This window comes from Streptomyces sp. Je 1-332, assembly GCF_040730185.1.
Lineage (GTDB): Bacteria > Actinomycetota > Actinomycetes > Streptomycetales > Streptomycetaceae > Streptomyces.
Map to the genome: position 1 here is coordinate 1229392 of NZ_CP160402.1, position 15516 is coordinate 1244907.

15 protein-coding genes are annotated in these 15516 nt (G+C 73.0%); 9 read left to right on the forward strand and 6 right to left on the reverse strand.

The features are described from left to right. Positions 1-188 precede the first annotated feature (188 nt). From ABXJ52_RS05720 to ABXJ52_RS05740, 5 genes are read left to right on the forward strand one after another with little or no spacing between them, the layout of a single operon-like run. The gene (locus ABXJ52_RS05720; protein ID WP_367039780.1) at positions 189-1490 is read left to right on the forward strand and encodes an MFS transporter; all 1302 of its coding nucleotides are present in this window, start codon (positions 189-191) and stop codon (positions 1488-1490) included. A gap of 11 nt (positions 1491-1501) precedes the next feature. After that, a complete protein-coding gene (locus ABXJ52_RS05725; protein WP_367048832.1) occupies positions 1502-2278 on the forward strand; it encodes a putative hydro-lyase in 777 nt (258 codons plus the stop codon). Between the two features lie 34 nt (positions 2279-2312). Next, positions 2313-3089, forward strand: a complete 777-nt coding sequence (locus tag ABXJ52_RS05730; RefSeq protein WP_367039782.1) for a 5-oxoprolinase subunit PxpA — start codon at positions 2313-2315, stop codon at positions 3087-3089. Beyond that, the gene (locus ABXJ52_RS05735; RefSeq protein WP_367039784.1) at positions 3086-3721 is read left to right on the forward strand and encodes an allophanate hydrolase subunit 1; all 636 of its coding nucleotides are present in this window, start codon (positions 3086-3088) and stop codon (positions 3719-3721) included. The genes ABXJ52_RS05730 and ABXJ52_RS05735 overlap by 4 nt, the downstream gene beginning before the upstream one ends. Continuing rightward, complete coding sequence (locus ABXJ52_RS05740) at positions 3718-4587, forward strand: biotin-dependent carboxyltransferase family protein (protein WP_367039786.1); 870 nt, start codon at positions 3718-3720, stop codon at positions 4585-4587. Before ABXJ52_RS05735 ends, ABXJ52_RS05740 begins: the two co-directional genes overlap by 4 nt. Before the next feature lie 22 nt (positions 4588-4609). Here the strand turns inward: ABXJ52_RS05740 and ABXJ52_RS05745 are convergent, their stop codons facing one another. The 5 genes from ABXJ52_RS05745 to ABXJ52_RS05765 all read right to left on the reverse strand — a co-directional run bounded on the left by ABXJ52_RS05745 (position 4610) and on the right by ABXJ52_RS05765 (position 10092). Further along, complete coding sequence (locus tag ABXJ52_RS05745; RefSeq protein ID WP_367039789.1) at positions 4610-5464, reverse strand: SGNH/GDSL hydrolase family protein; 855 nt, start codon at positions 5462-5464, stop codon at positions 4610-4612. Beyond that, positions 5461-6714 carry a glycosyltransferase gene (locus ABXJ52_RS05750; protein WP_367048834.1) on the reverse strand — a complete coding sequence of 418 codons (1254 nt, stop codon included), beginning with the start codon at positions 6712-6714 and terminating at the stop codon, positions 5461-5463. Before ABXJ52_RS05750 ends, ABXJ52_RS05745 begins: the two co-directional genes overlap by 4 nt. A 23-nt stretch (positions 6715-6737) precedes the next feature. Continuing rightward, entirely contained in the window at positions 6738-7868 is a 1131-nt protein-coding gene (locus tag ABXJ52_RS05755) for a glycosyltransferase family 1 protein (protein ID WP_367039793.1), read from the reverse strand. 110 nt (positions 7869-7978) lie between these two features. After that, positions 7979-9397: a HEAT repeat domain-containing protein gene (locus ABXJ52_RS05760; RefSeq protein WP_367039795.1), complete on the reverse strand. Its 1419-nt coding sequence runs from the start codon at positions 9395-9397 to the stop codon at positions 7979-7981. A gap of 302 nt (positions 9398-9699) precedes the next feature. Further along, the gene (locus tag ABXJ52_RS05765; protein WP_367039797.1) at positions 9700-10092 is read right to left on the reverse strand and encodes an ankyrin repeat domain-containing protein; all 393 of its coding nucleotides are present in this window, start codon (positions 10090-10092) and stop codon (positions 9700-9702) included. A 296-nt stretch (positions 10093-10388) separates the two neighbouring features. On the opposite strand from ABXJ52_RS05765, the gene ABXJ52_RS05770 reads away from it, so the two are divergent. Together ABXJ52_RS05770 and ABXJ52_RS05775 are read left to right on the forward strand one after the other, a co-directional pair. Further along, positions 10389-10583 carry a hypothetical protein gene (locus ABXJ52_RS05770; protein ID WP_160503705.1) on the forward strand — a complete coding sequence of 65 codons (195 nt, stop codon included), beginning with the start codon at positions 10389-10391 and terminating at the stop codon, positions 10581-10583. Between the two features lie 45 nt (positions 10584-10628). Continuing rightward, positions 10629-12260, forward strand: coding sequence for a hypothetical protein (locus ABXJ52_RS05775; RefSeq protein ID WP_367039799.1), 1632 nt, complete (start codon positions 10629-10631; stop codon positions 12258-12260). A 159-nt stretch (positions 12261-12419) separates the two neighbouring features. Here the strand turns inward: ABXJ52_RS05775 and ABXJ52_RS05780 are convergent, their stop codons facing one another. Next, positions 12420-13919: a PLP-dependent aminotransferase family protein gene (locus ABXJ52_RS05780; protein WP_367039801.1), complete on the reverse strand. Its 1500-nt coding sequence runs from the start codon at positions 13917-13919 to the stop codon at positions 12420-12422. A gap of 64 nt (positions 13920-13983) precedes the next feature. On the opposite strand from ABXJ52_RS05780, the gene ABXJ52_RS05785 reads away from it, so the two are divergent. Together ABXJ52_RS05785 and ABXJ52_RS05790 are read left to right on the forward strand one after the other, a co-directional pair. After that, on the forward strand, positions 13984-14703 hold the full coding sequence (locus tag ABXJ52_RS05785; protein ID WP_367039803.1) for a hypothetical protein: 720 nt from the start codon (positions 13984-13986) through the stop codon (positions 14701-14703). Next, entirely contained in the window at positions 14700-15467 is a 768-nt protein-coding gene (locus tag ABXJ52_RS05790) for a glycerophosphodiester phosphodiesterase (RefSeq protein ID WP_367039805.1), read from the forward strand. The genes ABXJ52_RS05785 and ABXJ52_RS05790 overlap by 4 nt, the downstream gene beginning before the upstream one ends. Positions 15468-15516 lie beyond the last annotated feature (49 nt).

The following is a 15516-nucleotide window of genomic DNA, read 5'->3' on the forward strand; positions in this document are numbered from 1 at the left end:
AGCCATCCCCTCAGCCATGACCGGATTCAATCGCAGATACAAGAACGAGACAACACGGGTATTGAGGGATCGTTCAACGATCCTCTACCTTGTCGAGCACGGCCCGGTCCCCGCCCGTGTCCCACGCCCTGCCCGAGTCCCACCCCTTGCCCGCTCCGCACCCTCCGTCCCCCTCCTGCGAGGTGCCCATGAGCACTCCCCCACCGCCCCAGGCCGTGTCGACCGACACCCGCCCCGTGGACGGCGAATCCCCCGACGACAACGGCGCGTTCGGCTGGCTGCGCGCCCTCGGCCCGCGCGGCCGTCGCGCCTTCGCGGGCGCCTTCGGCGGCTACGCCCTCGACTCCTACGACTACTTCACGCTGCCGCTGACCATGGTCGCGCTCGCCGCGTACTTCAACCTGGACAGTGGCCAGACCGGTTTGCTCACCACGGTCACGCTGGTCGTCTCCGCGATAGGCGGCGCGGTCGCCGGAGTCGTCGCCGACCGGATCGGCCGGGTCAAGGCACTGATGATCACGGTCATCACGTACGCCGTCTTCACCGTCGCCTGCGGCTTCGCGCCCAACTACGAGACCCTGCTGGTCTTCCGCGCCCTCCAGGGCCTCGGGTTCGGCGGCGAGTGGGCGGTCGGCGCGATCCTGGTCGCCGAGTACGCCACCGCCAAGAACCGCGGCCGCACGCTCGGCGCGATCCAGAGCTCCTGGGCGGTCGGCTGGGCACTCGCCGTGGTCGTCTACACCTTGGTGTTCCAGTTCCTCGACGAGGACATCGCCTGGCGCGTGATGTTCTGGACCGGCGCGCTGCCCGCCCTGCTCGTCGTCTACGTGCGTCGCAACGTGCACGACGCCCCCGAGGCTGCCGCGGAACGGCAGAAGAGCGCGCACAAGGGGTCGTTCACCGCGATCTTCAAACCCGGCCTCCTGCGCACCACGCTCTTCGCGGTGCTGCTGTCCACCGGCGTACAGGGCGGCTACTACACGCTCGCCACCTGGGTGCCTACGTACCTGAAGACCGAGCGCGGACTCACGGTGGTCGGCACCGGCGGGTACCTCACGTTCCTGATCTCCGGGGCCTTCGTCGGCTACCTGGCGGGCGGCTATCTCACCGACATCCTCGGCCGCAAACGCAACATCACGCTCTTCGCTTTCCTCTCCGCGGCCAGCATCCTCGCCTACACGAACATCCCCGACGGGGCCAACGGCCTTCTCCTTGTGCTCGGTTTCCCCCTCGGCTTCTGTATGTCGGCCATTTTCAGCGGCTTCGGTTCGTTCCTCAGCGAGCTCTACCCGGCCGCCGTGCGCGGCACGGGGCAGGGCTTCACGTACAACACCGGTCGCGCCGTGGGCGCCGTCTTCCCCACCATGGTCGGCTTCCTGGCCGACAGCTGGGGCGTGGGCGGCGCGCTGGTCTTCGGTGCGATCGGTTACGCCATCGCCGTGCTCGCGCTGTTCGGGCTGCCCGAGACGCGTGGGAAGGAGCTGGTGTGAGCCGCTCCACCATGGCATCGCAGCGCCCCGAGGAGGCCCGCGCGCTCTTCCGTTCGGGCACGAGCGGACCGACCGCGGGCTGGGCGGCCGGTCACACCCAGGCCAATCTGATCGCCGTGCCCGCGGACTGGGCGTACGACATGCTCCTGTTCTGTCAGCGCAATCCGAAGCCCTGCCCGGTGCTCGACGTCACGGACGCGGGCTCCTGGACCACTCCCCTGGCTCCCGACGCCGACCTGCGGACGGACCTGCCGCGCTACCGGGTGTGGGAGGACGGCGAGTTGGCCGACGAACCCACGGACGTGGTCGACCGGTGGCGGGACGACCTGGTGTCGTTCCTCATCGGCTGCAGCTTCACCTTCGAGTGGGCGCTGACGGAGTCCGGAGTTCCGATGCGCCATGTCGAGCAGGGCCGCAACGTCTCCATGTACGTGACCGCGCGCCCCTGCCGCCCGGCGGGACGGCTGCACGGTCCCATGGTGGTGTCGATGCGCCACGTGCCGCCCGAGCACCTCTCCGCGGCGATCAGGGAGACCTCCCTGCTGCCCGCCGTGCACGGCAGTCCGGTCCACTGCGGCGACCCCGCGGGGCTCGGCATCGACGATCTGGCCCGCCCCGACTTCGGTGATCCGGTGACCGCCGAGCACGGTGACATCCCGGTGTTCTGGGCATGCGGAGTGACACCGCAGGCCGCGGTGATGGCTTCGCGACCGCCGTTCGCGATCACGCACGCACCGGGGCAGATGTTCATCACCGACGCCCGTGACGAGCAGTACCGGGTGGCCTGAGAGGGCCGCCGAGCAGAACAGGAGACCTACGTAGATGACGGAAGCCCCGGCCGACGCCGTGATCGATCTGAACGCCGACCTCGGTGAGGGCTTCGGCCGCTGGCGCCTGACCGACGACGAGGAACTGCTCTCGGTCGTCACCAGTGCCAATGTGGCCTGCGGATTCCACGCGGGGGACGCGGCCACCATGCGCCGCGTGTGCGAGCAGGCCGCCGAACGCGGGGTACGGGTCGGCGCGCAGGTCTCCTACCGCGACCTGGCGGGCTTCGGACGCCGCTCCATGGACGTACCGGCCGATGAACTGGCGGCCGAAGTGGCGTACCAGATCGGCGCCCTGGAGGTCTTCGCCCGAGCGGCCGGCACGCGCGTGTCGTACGTGAAGCCGCATGGCGCGCTCTACAACCGCGTCGTCCACGACGAGGAGCAGGCCCGCGCCGTCGTCGAGGGAGTCCTCCTCGCGGATGACGCACTGCCCGTACTCGGGCTGCCCGGTTCGCGCTTCCTTGAAGTCGCCGGCAAGTCGGGACTGCCCGTGGTCACCGAGGCGTTCGCGGACCGGGCGTACACCCCGGAGGGGACGCTCGTGCCGCGCGGCCGTGAGGGGGCCGTCATCACGGAGGCGGACACCGTCGTCGAACGCTCCGTGGGCATGGCCCGGTTCGGCGCCGTCACCGCACTGGACGGCAGGCGGATCGACGTCCGCGCGCGTTCGCTGTGCCTGCACGGCGACACCCCGGGGGCGGTGGCCCTGGCCCGGCAGGTCCGGGGGCGCCTCGAAGGCGCGGGCGTCCGGGTGGAGGCCTTCGCGTGAGGGTGCTTCCGGTCGGCGACCTGGCGCTGCTCGTGGAACTCGCCGACGGTGACGAGGCGCAGGCGCTCCACGCCGAGCTGTTGCGCCGCAGGGCCGCCGGCCTCATCCGTGTGCGGGAGATCGTGCCCGCGGCCCGCACGGTGCTCCTGGACGGCCTCGACGACCCCGTGCGCGTCGGCGCGGAGCTGGCCGCCCTGGAGATTCCGCCGCTGTCGGCGCGCGCTGAGGACGTACGGGAGATCCCGGTCCGCTACGACGGGCCCGATCTGGCGGACGTGGCAGCGCACTGGGGTGTGCCGGTGGCGGAGGTGGCGCGCATTCACTCGGCGGCCGAATTCCGGGTCGCCTTCTGCGGGTTCGCGCCCGGCTTCGGCTATCTCACCGGGCTGCCTGAGCGCTATGACGTGCCTCGCCGGGCCACACCGCGTACGAGCGTCCCGGCCGGCAGCGTCGCTCTGGCGGGGTCCTACACCGGGATGTACCCGCGTTCGTCGCCCGGTGGCTGGCAGTTGATCGGCACGACCGACGCCGTGCTGTGGGACCACGCGCGCGTGCCCGCCGCGCTGCTCACCCCCGGGGTGCGGGTGCGCTTCGTTCCCCTGCCTGAAGCACCGCGGCCGGAGGAACGATGACGGACCGTGCCTTCGCCGTCGTGCGGGCCGGGGCCCTGACCACCGTGCAGGACCAGGGCCGCCCCGGGCACGCCCACCTGGGAGTGCCGCGCTCCGGGGCCCTGGATCCGGCCGCGGCCCGTCTCGCCAACCGTCTCGTTGACAACCCTCCCGACGCGGCCGTCCTGGAGACCACGCTCAACGGCTGCTCCGTGCGGCCGCGTTGCGCGGTGACGGTGGCGGTCGTCGGGGCGCCCTGCCCGGTGACGGTCGACGGCCACCCGGTGGCCTGGGGCGCGCCCGTGCGGATCCCTGCGGGTGCGCTGCTCGACGTCGGAGCGGCCGTCTCCGGGGTACGCGGTTACGTCGCGTTCGGCGGCGGAGTGGCCGTCGAACCGGTACTCGCCAGCCGCTCCACGGACCTGCTCTCCGGGCTCGGCCCTCCGCCGCTGGCGGACGGAACCGTCATCCCTCTGGGGAGCGTTGTCGCGCCCTACGCGCGCGTGGACGCCGTCCCGCACCCCGCGCCACCCCGCGAGCTGGTCCTGCGGGTGACACCCGGACCGCGCTCCGACTGGTTCACCCCCTCGGCCCTGCGCACACTGGCCACGCGCGCGTACCGGGTGTCGTCGGCGAGCAACCGCATCGGCCTGCGCACCGAAGGGCCCTCCCTGGAGCGGGCGTTCACCGATGAACTGCCCAGTGAGGGCATGGTGCTCGGCGCCGTCCAGGTGCCTCCGGACGGCCGGCCCGTGGTGTTCCTCGCCGACCACCCGACGACCGGGGGCTACCCGGTGATCGCGGTGGTCAGGGAGGCGGATCTGGCCGGGGCGGCCCAGGCGGTGCCGGGGACACCGGTGCGATTCGTCCCGGCGGCACGGCGTTGACGGCCCTCGGGGTCTCCTCCTTCTACGCGGCCTCCGGCTGCTCGGCCGCGGTGAGCGCGGCGAGGGCCGCCGTCACCGCGTGGGTGGCGCTCAGGTCGAGCCGGGCGCTGCTGCCCCGTACCTGATGCCGTACCTCGTCGGCGGCGAGGGTGAGCAGCTGGGGCAGCAGATCGGTGCACCGGCGCGCCACCCAACCGGTCCCCGCGGTGGCCAGCCACAGCAGGCTCGCCGACCGGGTGGGTGAGGGCAGTTGGGGTTCGCACGACGGCGGACTGCCCGCCGCGAGGCCCCGGGCCGCGAGCAGCGCGTGGAAGCGGGCGGCGACGAGGCGGTGACCCCGTTCACCGGGGTGCAGCCGGTCCGCGCTCCACAGGGTGCGGTCGGCCACCCACTCGTCCTGCGCGAGGTGCAGATGGGTGGCGCCGTACCGCTCGGACAGCGCGTGTACGACGGCGTTGACCGCGCGCTGCCGCCGGGCCAGGGGGCGGGCCAGCGCGCCCGGGAGGCCGAGCATGGCCCCCGGGTCGGGCAGACAGGCGGTGAGCAGCTGGGCGCCTTGCTGAGCGCAGGCGCCGTAGATCTCGTCGAGCCGCGCGGCCACGGCCCGGATGTCGAACGTGCAGCGAAGGGTGTCGTTGACGCCGACGATCACGGAGACCAGGTCGGGGCGCAGCTCCAGCGCCGCGGGGAGCTGACGCTCCAGCACGTCACCGGTCTGGGACCCGCTGACAGCGAGATTGTGGAATCCGACGCCCGCTTCAGGCGGGGCCAGCCCCGCGGCGAGGAGCGCGGCCCAGCCTCGCCACGCCTGCTCCACCGGGTCGCCGACGCCTTCGGTGAGGGAGTCGCCAAGGGCTACGAAACTCAGCGGCTTCATGAGGCACGCCCCTCCGGGGGCGCCGCCTCGAAAGCTCTCGGCTCCGCTCCAGCAGGAGCGGCCCCGATCGCCCTGCGGAACGCCTGCCCACCACCAGGACCACCCACGCATGCCTCATGCGCCCCGAGGAACGCCGCAACCGCCCCTTCCCACCCGAAACACTCCGCACGCGCGCGTGCCGTCTCCCTACGGGCCTGCTCCGGGCGGGCCAGGAGAGCCTGGACGGCGGTCGCGAACGCCGCGCCGCTGTCCGTCGCCACCGCGCCCGCGCCGCCGACGATCTCCGGGAGCGCCGACGACGCGCTGGCCACCACCGGCGTTCCGCACGCCAGCGCCTCCAGGGCCGCAAGCCCGAACGTCTCGCAGGGGCCCGGCGCGAGACAGACGTCGGCCGACGCCTGCAGCGCGCCCAACGCCGCGCGGTCCGTGAGGTGCCCCAGGAACGTCACCGGCAACCTCCGCTCGCGCGCCCGCAGTTCGAGACGGGGCCGCAGCGGTCCGTCACCCGCCACGACAAGGACCGCCGGAACACCACGGCCACGGAGGGCCTCCAGGGCGTCGAGCGCCATGCCCGGCCGCTTCTCCACCGACAGCCGGGAGCAGAGCACAAGGAGTACCTCGCCCTCACGCGCGTGGCGGGCACGCAAGCGTGGATCACGCAGCCCCGGTCGGCAGTCCACGAGATCGACACCCAGGGGCGCGCGGACGACATTGCGCGCCCCGACGCGGACGAACTCGCGCTCGGCCCACTCCGTGGTGCACACCACGCGCGCGTAGGCATGCGCGGTACGGGAGTTGAGGGCATCGGCGGCACGCAAGGCCGCCTGCCGCGGCACGCCCCAGGAGCCGAGCACACCGTGCGCCGTCTCGTGGGAGACCATCACGGCCGGGATCCTGCGGTGCCTGGCCCACGCCCCGGTCCAGCGCAGGGTCGTGCGGTCGGAGACCTCGATGCGGTCGGGGGCGAGGCGTTCGAGGACCCGGGCCACCCTGCGGCGGTCCGTGAGGACGCGGTAGCCGCCGGTGCCGGGCAGCAGCGGGCCCGGCAGGGTCACGACACGGCCCTGGTCGGTGTCGCGGACCCCGGCCCGCTCACCTGGAACGATCAGCACGGGCTCGTGCCCGGCCGCGCGGTAGCCGCGCCCCAACTCCCGCAACGCGGTACGCAGTCCGCCCGAGGAGGGGGCGACGAAGTTCGCGAGCCGCACGATGCGCAACGCATCGGAACGCGGCCCGCCGGGCCGCACCATGGCCTCCCTGTACAGAGCCGCCCTCACGCCGCCACCACCGTCCGCGCGGCAAGCACCTCGGCATAGTGGCCGACCAGCTGCTCGCCCACCGCTCCCCAGGTCCGCCCCTCGACAGCCGCGCGCCCGGCCCTCCCGTACGCCGCACGCAGCCCCGGATCAGCGACGAGCGCCCACACCGCGTCGCGCACCGCCAGGGCGTCCCGGGGCGGTACCAGGAGCCCGGTGCGGCCGGGGACGACGAGGTCGAGCGGTCCGCCGGCGGCGGGGGCGATCACCGGCACTCCGCTGGCCATGGCCTCCTGCACGGTCTGGCAGAACGTCTCATAGGGGCCGGTGTGCACGAAGACGTCCAACGAGGCGAAGATCCGGGCGAGTTCGCTCCCGGTGCGGCGCCCCAGCATGACGGCGCCCGGCAGCGCCGCCCGGACAGAGCCCTCGCTGGGGCCGTCGCCGACGACGACGAGCCGCACGCCTTCCAGGGTGCTCACTCCGGCGAGGAGTTCGACCTGCTTCTCGGGGGCGAGCCGCCCCACGTAGCCGACGATCAGCTCACCGTTCGGCGCGAGTTCACGGCGTACGGTCTCGTCCCGAAGGGCGGGCCCGAACCGGGTGGTGTCCACGCCGCGCGGCCACAGTCGCACCCGTGGCACCCCGTGCGTCACGAGATCGCGCAGGGCGGCGGACGACGGGGCGAGGGTGCGGTCGGCCGCGGCGTGGACGGCTCGGATGCGCCGCCAGGCGGTGGCCTCCCCCATCCCCATGTACGTACGGGCGTAGCCGCCCAGATCCGTCTGGTAGACGGCGACGGCGGGTACGCCGAGGCGCGCGGCGGCCGCCATGCCGCGTGCGCCGAGGACGAACGGGCTGGCCAGGTGGACGAGTTCGGCCCGGTGCGCGCTCAGCGCCGCCGACATACGGCGACTGGGCAGTGCCACCCTGACCTGCGGGTATCCGGGGAGGGGCAGGGAAGGGACGCGGATGACGGGGCAGGGCGCACTGGCGTCGCCTGCGGCGTCCGCCCCGGCCGCGGGGGCCGGGGCGATGACGAGGGGGTCATGACCGTGCGCCGCGAGCTGGCGGGCGGTCTGCAGGGCGCAGTGCGCCACGCCGTTGACGTCGGGAGGGAAGGATTCGGTGACGATGACGACACGCATACCCGTGTTGTCGTCGTGCGGGGCGTGGTCACGTCAACGTGGATCTTTCCTGGCGAGGAACGTCCCATGAGCGTTGCCCTCCGCACGCGCCCCGCCCCGGGGCGCGCCGGTTACACCTCGGCCGCGTCGGGGTCGATTCTGCTGCGGACCGCGGTCTGCACCTCGTCCTCCTCGGCGGGGTCCGCGGCGAGCCTTCTGAGCTGGGTGACCACGCGCGCGTCACCGGTCTCCGCGTGCCGGGCGGCGACCTCGCGGGTGGACTCCTCGCAGTCCCACAGGCATTCGACGGCGAATCCGGCGGCGAAGGAGGGGTCGGTGGCGGCGAGTGCGCGAGCGGCGCGGCCACGGAGGTGGGAGGAGGCGGTCTCGCGGTAGACGTGGCGAAGGACGGGGGCCGCGCAGGCGATGCCGAGCCGTCCGGCGCCGTCGACGAGGGTCCAGAGAGTCGGCGCGTCCGGGCCTTCGCCACGGACGGCCTCGCGGAGCGCGGCGAGTACGAGCTTGCTGTCCTGGGCGCCGCCCCTGCAGGCGAGTACCCGTCCCGCGGCGGCGCCGAGCGCGTCGGGCCGCTGGGCCCAGCGGCGGGCCCGCTCGATGGCGGCGACGCTGCGCATCCGTTCGAAGGACTCGGTCGCGGCGTCCGCGACGGCCCGGGAAGGGCTCTGCACAGCGTGCTCAATCAGGTCGAACACATCGGGGTCGTGCGTATCGGCGAGGTAGCGCAGGGCCGTGCCGCGCGCCCCGTCGGAGCCGTCGCGCGCGGCCCGGAGGATCTCGGCGCGGTCGTCGGGCCCGGCGACGGCGCTCAGGCAGCGGGCGGCGGGCACGTGCAGGACGGCGCCGCGTTCGAGCCCTTCCTGCGCCCAGTCGAAGACGGCCTGGACGCTCCAGCCGGGGCGTGGCCCCGAGGGTCGCATCTGTCGCTGCCAGCGGTCGAAGGAACCCTGCTCCCGCGCGGCGCGCACGCGGGCTCCGACGCCCTCCCGCGGGTCCTCCTCCCACAGTCGCCAGGGCCGCGGTTCGTAGGCGTCGCGCACGGCGGCGGCCAGTTCGGCCTCGCCCTCGGCGTCCGTGGAGAACCTGGCGAGCACGGGCACGGCGAGGGCTCGCAGGCCCGCGTCGTCGTCACGCAGCGCCAGTTCGTCCAGGGCCCAGGCCCAGTTGGTGCCGAACGCGGCGTACCGACGCAGCAGTTCGAGGGCGTCGTGCCTGCCGTACGAAGCGAGATGGCCCAGGACGGCGAGGGCGAGGCCGGTGCGTGAGTCGTCCGTGTTCAGGACGTCCTCGGCGTCGAAGAGATGCCGCTCGATCTCCTCGATCCCGCCGCGGAGATCGAGGTAGAGCCTGGCGTAGTACAGGGAGCGGTTCTCCACCTGCCAGTCGTGGCGTGGATCGTGGAGCACGCAGGTCTCGAGGGCGGCGAGCGCCTCGGAGCGGGGTGCGGTGAGTGCGTGCAGCGTGCCGTCGCCGCGGCCCCGCTGCAGCAGGCCGAGCAGCGTACCGCTGGGCGCTATGACCGGTTCGAACATGGGAAACAGCCTCACATCAAGCGTCGACGCAACCGGGAATCGTGGATTACCTGGCCGTGCGCCAACACGTCGGGCCGCCCGCCGTCTCTTGCTTGCTGTAGACCATCTTCCTCTGCCTCTCGTCGGTGGCCCGTAGGGATCCCGGACGGGAGGTCCGGGGGCGGGCCGCTCACGGTCCACGCGGTGCGGCAACTCCTGCCCCGCCGTCGCGTCCGTGAATCACGTCGTCATGATGACCCAGCGGTTCAGCCCGCCGCGACCACATTTCCAGCGCCCCCGTTGTTGCTGGTCAGGTACCCCGCTCAGGCCGCCCCGAACAGCTCGAGCAGCTCCGTCTTGGCGAACATCCGGGCGGTGTCCACCGCCGACGGCGTGCCCGCGGCCGGATCAGCGCCGCCGTCGAGCAGCGCCCGGATCACGGCGTCCTCGCCCTTGAAGACGGCGCCGGCGAGCGGTGTCTGCCCCCGGTCGTTGGCACGGTTGGCGTCACCGCCCCGCTCCAGGAGGGCCCGGACGGCTTCCGCGTGACCGTGGTAGGCGGCGAGCATCACGAGCGAGTCGCCGCTGTCGTTGGTGAGATTGGCCGGAACACCTGCGTCCACATACGCGGCGAGGGCCGCGGTGTCGCCCTGGCGCGCCAGATCGAAGATCTTGGTCGCCAGCTCCACGACTTCCGGGTCGGGGGCTTCACTCATGGACCGGACCGCCTTTCGACTGCGGGGTGACTCGGGGGGTCGTACGGCGCCGAGTGCAGCCGTACGAGTGAATCGACAGGGTACTGCCCGTGCGGGCACATGACCGGGCGCGCCCACGGCAAAGATCACGAAGGGGCCCGGACGCCCTCCGGACCCGCGCTCGGGCGGCTCAGCGGCCTCCTCCATTCGAGGGAAATCCTGGAAAATTCCCCCATTTGCACCTTTTATCGTATGGATACATGCTGTGAACCTGGAACAACTCATGGTGACTGTCCCCACCAACCAGGAGAACCGTCATGATCCTTTCCATCTCGGGCGTCGTGCTGCTCGGCATCATCGTCTTCCTGTTCTTCCGCAAGGACGGCCTCAAGGCGTCCCACGCGGTGGTCTGCGCGCTCTTCGGCTTCTTCATGGCGGGCACCGCCATCGCCCCGAGCATCAAGGCCGGCAGCGCGAGCCTGGCGAGCCTCCTCGGCGGGATCAAGTTCTGACGCCCCCTCCTCCCTGTCGTACGTTCGCACCAACTGGAGACTGACGTGGCCCGGCGCCCCCTCCCCCGCATCCTGAGCAACGGCACCGCCTCGATCGCCCGGAGCCGGGAGTTCGCGCGGTCGGCCGCCGACAGCGCCACCGACGTCCTCCACCCACTGATCACGATCACTCGTGGACTGCGCCGGCTGGCAGCGGCCGGGCGGCGCAAGTGGACCGACACCCCCAAGGACAAGCGCGGGCCCTTCCTGTTCCTCGTGGCCTCCGTCGTCCTGGTCGTGGCCCTCATGCCGTACGGCCCGCTGCTCGCCGCCATCTGCCTGATGGCGGCCGCCGCGTGGACCGGCAGGGAACGCACGGCGCCGGCCCCCACCGGCCCCGACGAGGCGCAGACCGGACGGCTGCAGTCCCTCTACGAAGCGCTCGTGCCGTACTTCTCCGTCCCCGAGGACCCGGCGCCGCTCTTCGCGCACGGCGGCGAGTGGGACAAGGCCCTCACGTCGTACGAGTTCGACGACGACGGACGTGTCTCCCATCTGGTGGTGCGCTACCCCGCGTACTTCACGGACGGCGAGGCCGAGTCCCGCACCCGGATCGAGCAGCTGCTGCACGCCAAGGCGGGCCGTGGCCGCGAGTACCACTTCGAGTGGGACGAGGAGGGCAACCAGCTCACGGTGAACGTGCTGCCCCCGCTGCCCACCGACATCGCCGCCCAGCGGTTCGTCACGGCCCCCGGCGAGACAGTGCTCGGCTTCACCGACCCCACCGGCGTCCAGCGCACCCTCCCGGTGGCGGACGGCGACGCACAGCGCGACGTACCCCCCGTCGTCTGGCGCACCGGCCCCCGCTCCACCGAACCGCACCTCCTGGTGGTCGGCGAGCCCGGCAGCGGCACCACCACCCTGCTGCGCTCCATCGCCCTGCAGGCCCTCCAGCACGGCGATGTCCTGATCATCGAGGGCAGCGGCATCGGCGACTACGCCTGCCTGACCGGACGTGACGGTGTCCTGGCCATCGAGTGCGGGCTCGCCGGCGCCCTGGCCAGCCTGGAGTGGGCGGCGCACGAGACGGAGCGGCGCCTGATCTCCGCCAACCGCGCCCGGCAGGCGGGCCACCCCGCCCCGGAGGACACCAAGCGCCCCCTGTGGATCCTCATGGACCGCCCCAGCGTGCTCGGACACCTCGCGGCGGCGGACGGCCGCGAGGACCCGCAGTCGCTGCTCCAGGTGCCCCTGCGGCACGGCAGGGCGGCCAACGTCACGGTCGTCGTGGCCGACCAGTTCGACAGCATCGACGCCCTGAGCGACCCGGTGCGCCAGCACACACGCGCGCGCGTGGTCCTCGGCCCCACGACGCTCGACCAGGTCGAGGACATCCTCGGGGTGCCGCCGCGCACGACGCCCACGTCCGACGTCCCGCCCGGCCGCGGGTACGCCCGCCTCGGCACGGGCCACGTGCACCGGCTCCAGGTGCCCGCGACGCCCGACCCGTACGACGACGCGACGAGCGAGGCACACCGGCGGGCGGTGACGGAACTCCTCCCCGCGCGGAGCACCCCGGCCGACGCCGAGACGAGCACCGCCACCGAGACCGAGCCCCCCACCCAGCCCGACACCGACGCCGAGACCGCACCGACGAAACCGAGCGCACAACCGGAGCCCGTCCCCGCCGAGGGCTGACGCCTCCCGCACGAAGCACCCCGGCCGACCCCGAGACGAGCACCACGACCGAGACCGAGCCCCCCACCGAGGCCGACACCGACGCCGATCCCGACACCGCTACGGCGAAACCAGAGCCCGTCCCCGCCGAGAGCGGACGCCCCCCGCGCCCCCCACCGCTCAGGCCACGAAGGCCCGCGGCGTCTCCACCCCCGTGCCCGCGCCCGTCTCCACCAGGCGCGCGGCCGCGGCCAGGCGCACCGCCGCTTCCTCGGCCACCGCGCCTCCCACGGTGAACGGCAGCCGCACATACCCCTCGAAGGCTCCGTCCACGCCGAAGCGCGGCCCCGACGGGACCCTGACCCCGACCCGTTCGCCCACCTCGGCGATGCGGGAGCCGGAGAGGCCGCCGGCCCGCGCCCACAGGGTGAGGCCGCCCGCCGGTACGGCGAACTCCCATCCCGGCAGCTCGCGGCGGACCGCGTCGACCAGCGCGTCGCGGTTCTCGCGTGCCTGGGCCCTGCGCACCTGCACGGCGGACTCCCAGCCGCCGGTGGACAGGAGCCAGTTCACGGCCAGCTGTTCCAGGACGGGGGTGCCCATGTCGGCGTACGCGCGGGCGGACACCAGGCTGCGGATCACGTCGGGCGCGGCCCGTACCCAGCCGATGCGCATGCCCGCCCAGAAGGCCTTGCTCGCCGAGCCGACGGTGATGACGGTCGAGCCGGCCGGGTCGAAGCCGCAGACGGGACGTGGCATCGCCAGGTCGTCGTCGAGCTGCAGCTCGATCATGGTCTCGTCGACGACGAGGACCGTGCCCGCGGAGCGCGCGGCGTCGACCAGCTTGCGTCGCTGATCCTCGGAGGCGAGGGCGCCCGTGGGGTTGTGGAAGTCCGCGACCACGTAGGCGAGCCGGGGCGCCGCGTCGCGCAGCACCTGCCGCCAGCGGTCCATGTCCCAGCCCTCGAGCCCCTCGGACATGGCGACGGGGACGAGACGGGCGCCCGTCTCTCGCATCAGCTGAAGGATGTTGGCGTACGACGGGGACTCGACGGCGATGCGCTCACCGCGCGGTGCGAACAGGTGGCAGATCGCGTCGATGGCGCCCATCGCGCCGGTCGTGACCATGATCTGTTCGGGCATCGTCGGGATGCCGCGCGCGGTGTAGCGCTCGGCGAGCATCTGACGCAGCGCGGGCAGCCCGGCAGGGAAGTCGCCGTGCGTGTGCGCGTACGGAGGGAGTTCCTCCAGGGCGCCCTGCACGGCGCGGGTGAGCCAGGGTTCCGGCGCGGGCAGGGCCGCGCACCCCAGGTCGATCATGGAGCCGAGCGCCTCGGGCGGAAGGGGTTCGAGCCCGCGCGCGGGGAGGGGGTTGCCCGCAGGGACGGCGGTCCAACTGCCCGCACCCCTGCGGGACTCCAGGAAGCCTTCGGTGCGCAGCGCCTCGTACGCGGCCGCGACCGTGGTCCGGCTGACGGCGAGCGCCACGGCCAGCTCGCGCTCGGCGGGCAGCCGCGCGGCGACCGGGACGCGGCCTTCGAGGACGAGCATGCGGATGCCGTCGGCGAGGGCGCGGTAGGCGGGCGGGCGGCGCGTGCCGGGGCCCGCGGGGCGCGTCTGCTGAGAGGCGAGCAGCCGGGCGAGCTGTGTGGCGCCCATCGCCGAAGTCCACTGAGCCACGATTCCCAGTCCACCTTCCTGGAATTGGCCATGGTTGGCATCCTGTTACGAGCCACAGAGTGTCATGCGTCAGGCCACATCACCAGCAGGGGGGCACACCTTGTCCACACCGAAGCCGCCGAAGCCACCGAAGCCGTCCAAGCCGCACCTCACCCGCAGGCTGATCCAGCTGTACGCCGGCCTGGCGCTCTACGGCGCGAGTTCCGGGCTCCTGGTGGTGGCCGGGCTCGGCCTCGAACCGTGGAACGTCCTGCATCAGGGCCTCGCCGAGCTGACGGGGATGTCCATCGGCGTCGTCTCGATCTTCGTCGGCGCCGCGGTCCTGCTGCTGTGGGTCCCGCTGCGGCAGCGCCCCGGCCTCGGCACGGTCTCCAATGTCTTCGTCGTCGGCCTGGCGATGGACGGCACCCTCGCGCTGATGCCGGAGGCGCACGGGCTCGGCGCCCGCATCCCGCTCCTCGTGGCGGGGATCGTCCTGAACGGCCTGGCGACCGGCCTCTACATCGCGGCGAAGTTCGGGCCAGGCCCCCGGGACGGCCTGATGACGGGCCTGCATCAGCGCACCGGCCGCTCGATCCGGATGATGCGGACGCTGGTCGAGGTGGCCGTGGTCGCCACCGGCTTCGCGTTCGGCGGCACGGTGGGCATCGGAACGGTCCTCTACGCGCTGGCGATCGGCCCACTGGCCCAGTTCTTCCTGCGCTTCTTCGCCGTCCCCGCTCCATCCGGGGCACGCATCGTGGCTGCCGGCGGTCAACCGGAGCAGGCGATACTGCAGCGGTGACCACGCACGTACGCCATCCCTATCTCGACCACCCCGGCCCGCTCGCCTTCGCCCATCGCGGCGGGGCGGCGGACGGCCTGGAGAACACCTCCGCCGCGTTCCGGCGCGCGGTCGGCCTGGGGTACCGCTACATCGAGACGGATGTGCACGCCACGTCGGACGGCCGCCTCGTGGCGTTCCACGACGCGACGCTCGACCGGGTGACGGACACGGCAGGGAAGATCGCCGACCTCCCGTGGAGCGCCGTGCGCCACGCGCGCGTGGCGGGCAGTGAGCCGGTGCCCCTCTTCGAAGAGCTCCTGGAGACCTTCCCCGACGTCCGCTGGAACGTGGACGTCAAGGCCGAGCCCGCCCTGCTCCCGCTCCTGGACCTGCTGCGCCGCACCGGCGCCTGGGACCGCGTGTGCGTCGGCTCGTTCTCCGAGGCGCGCGTGGCCCGCGCCCAGCGGCTCGCGGGCCCGCGCCTGGCCACCTCGTTCGGTACGCGGGGAGTGGCGGCCCTGCGGTTGCACTCGTACGGCGTCCCCGCCGTCGTGCGTCGCTCCGCGGTATGTGCGCAGGTGCCCGAGACGCACGGCGGCATCAGGGTGGTGGACCACCGCTTCGTCCGCGCGGCCCACGCGCGCGGGCTCCAGGTGCACGTGTGGACCGTCAACGACGCCGAACGCATGGCCGCTCTACTCGATCTCGGTGTAGATGGCATCATCTCTGATCACATCGAGACGCTGCGCGACGTGCTGAAGGACCGGGGAGCCTGGGCCTGACCGCCTCCGGGGCGGCAGCGGACCACGGGGAACCAGCAAGGGGGCACGG

Excerpts from the sequence above, each read along its gene's own strand:
- ABXJ52_RS05720 (WP_367039780.1), top strand. The coding sequence starts at position 189 with ATGAGCACTCCCCCACCGCCCCAGGCCGTGTCGACCGACACCCGCCCC.
- ABXJ52_RS05725 (WP_367048832.1), top strand. The coding sequence starts at position 1,502 with ATGGCATCGCAGCGCCCCGAGGAGGCCCGCGCGCTCTTCCGTTCGGGC.
- ABXJ52_RS05730 (WP_367039782.1), top strand. The coding sequence starts at position 2,313 with ATGACGGAAGCCCCGGCCGACGCCGTGATCGATCTGAACGCCGACCTC.
- ABXJ52_RS05740 (WP_367039786.1), top strand. The coding sequence starts at position 3,718 with ATGACGGACCGTGCCTTCGCCGTCGTGCGGGCCGGGGCCCTGACCACC.
- ABXJ52_RS05745 (WP_367039789.1), bottom strand. The coding sequence starts at position 5,464 with ATGAAGCCGCTGAGTTTCGTAGCCCTTGGCGACTCCCTCACCGAAGGC.
- ABXJ52_RS05750 (WP_367048834.1), bottom strand. The coding sequence starts at position 6,714 with ATGGTGCGGCCCGGCGGGCCGCGTTCCGATGCGTTGCGCATCGTGCGG.
- ABXJ52_RS05755 (WP_367039793.1), bottom strand. The coding sequence starts at position 7,868 with ATGCGTGTCGTCATCGTCACCGAATCCTTCCCTCCCGACGTCAACGGC.
- ABXJ52_RS05760 (WP_367039795.1), bottom strand. The coding sequence starts at position 9,397 with ATGTTCGAACCGGTCATAGCGCCCAGCGGTACGCTGCTCGGCCTGCTG.
- ABXJ52_RS05765 (WP_367039797.1), bottom strand. The coding sequence starts at position 10,092 with ATGAGTGAAGCCCCCGACCCGGAAGTCGTGGAGCTGGCGACCAAGATC.
- ABXJ52_RS05770 (WP_160503705.1), top strand. The coding sequence starts at position 10,389 with ATGATCCTTTCCATCTCGGGCGTCGTGCTGCTCGGCATCATCGTCTTC.
- ABXJ52_RS05785 (WP_367039803.1), top strand. The coding sequence starts at position 13,984 with ATGCGTCAGGCCACATCACCAGCAGGGGGGCACACCTTGTCCACACCG.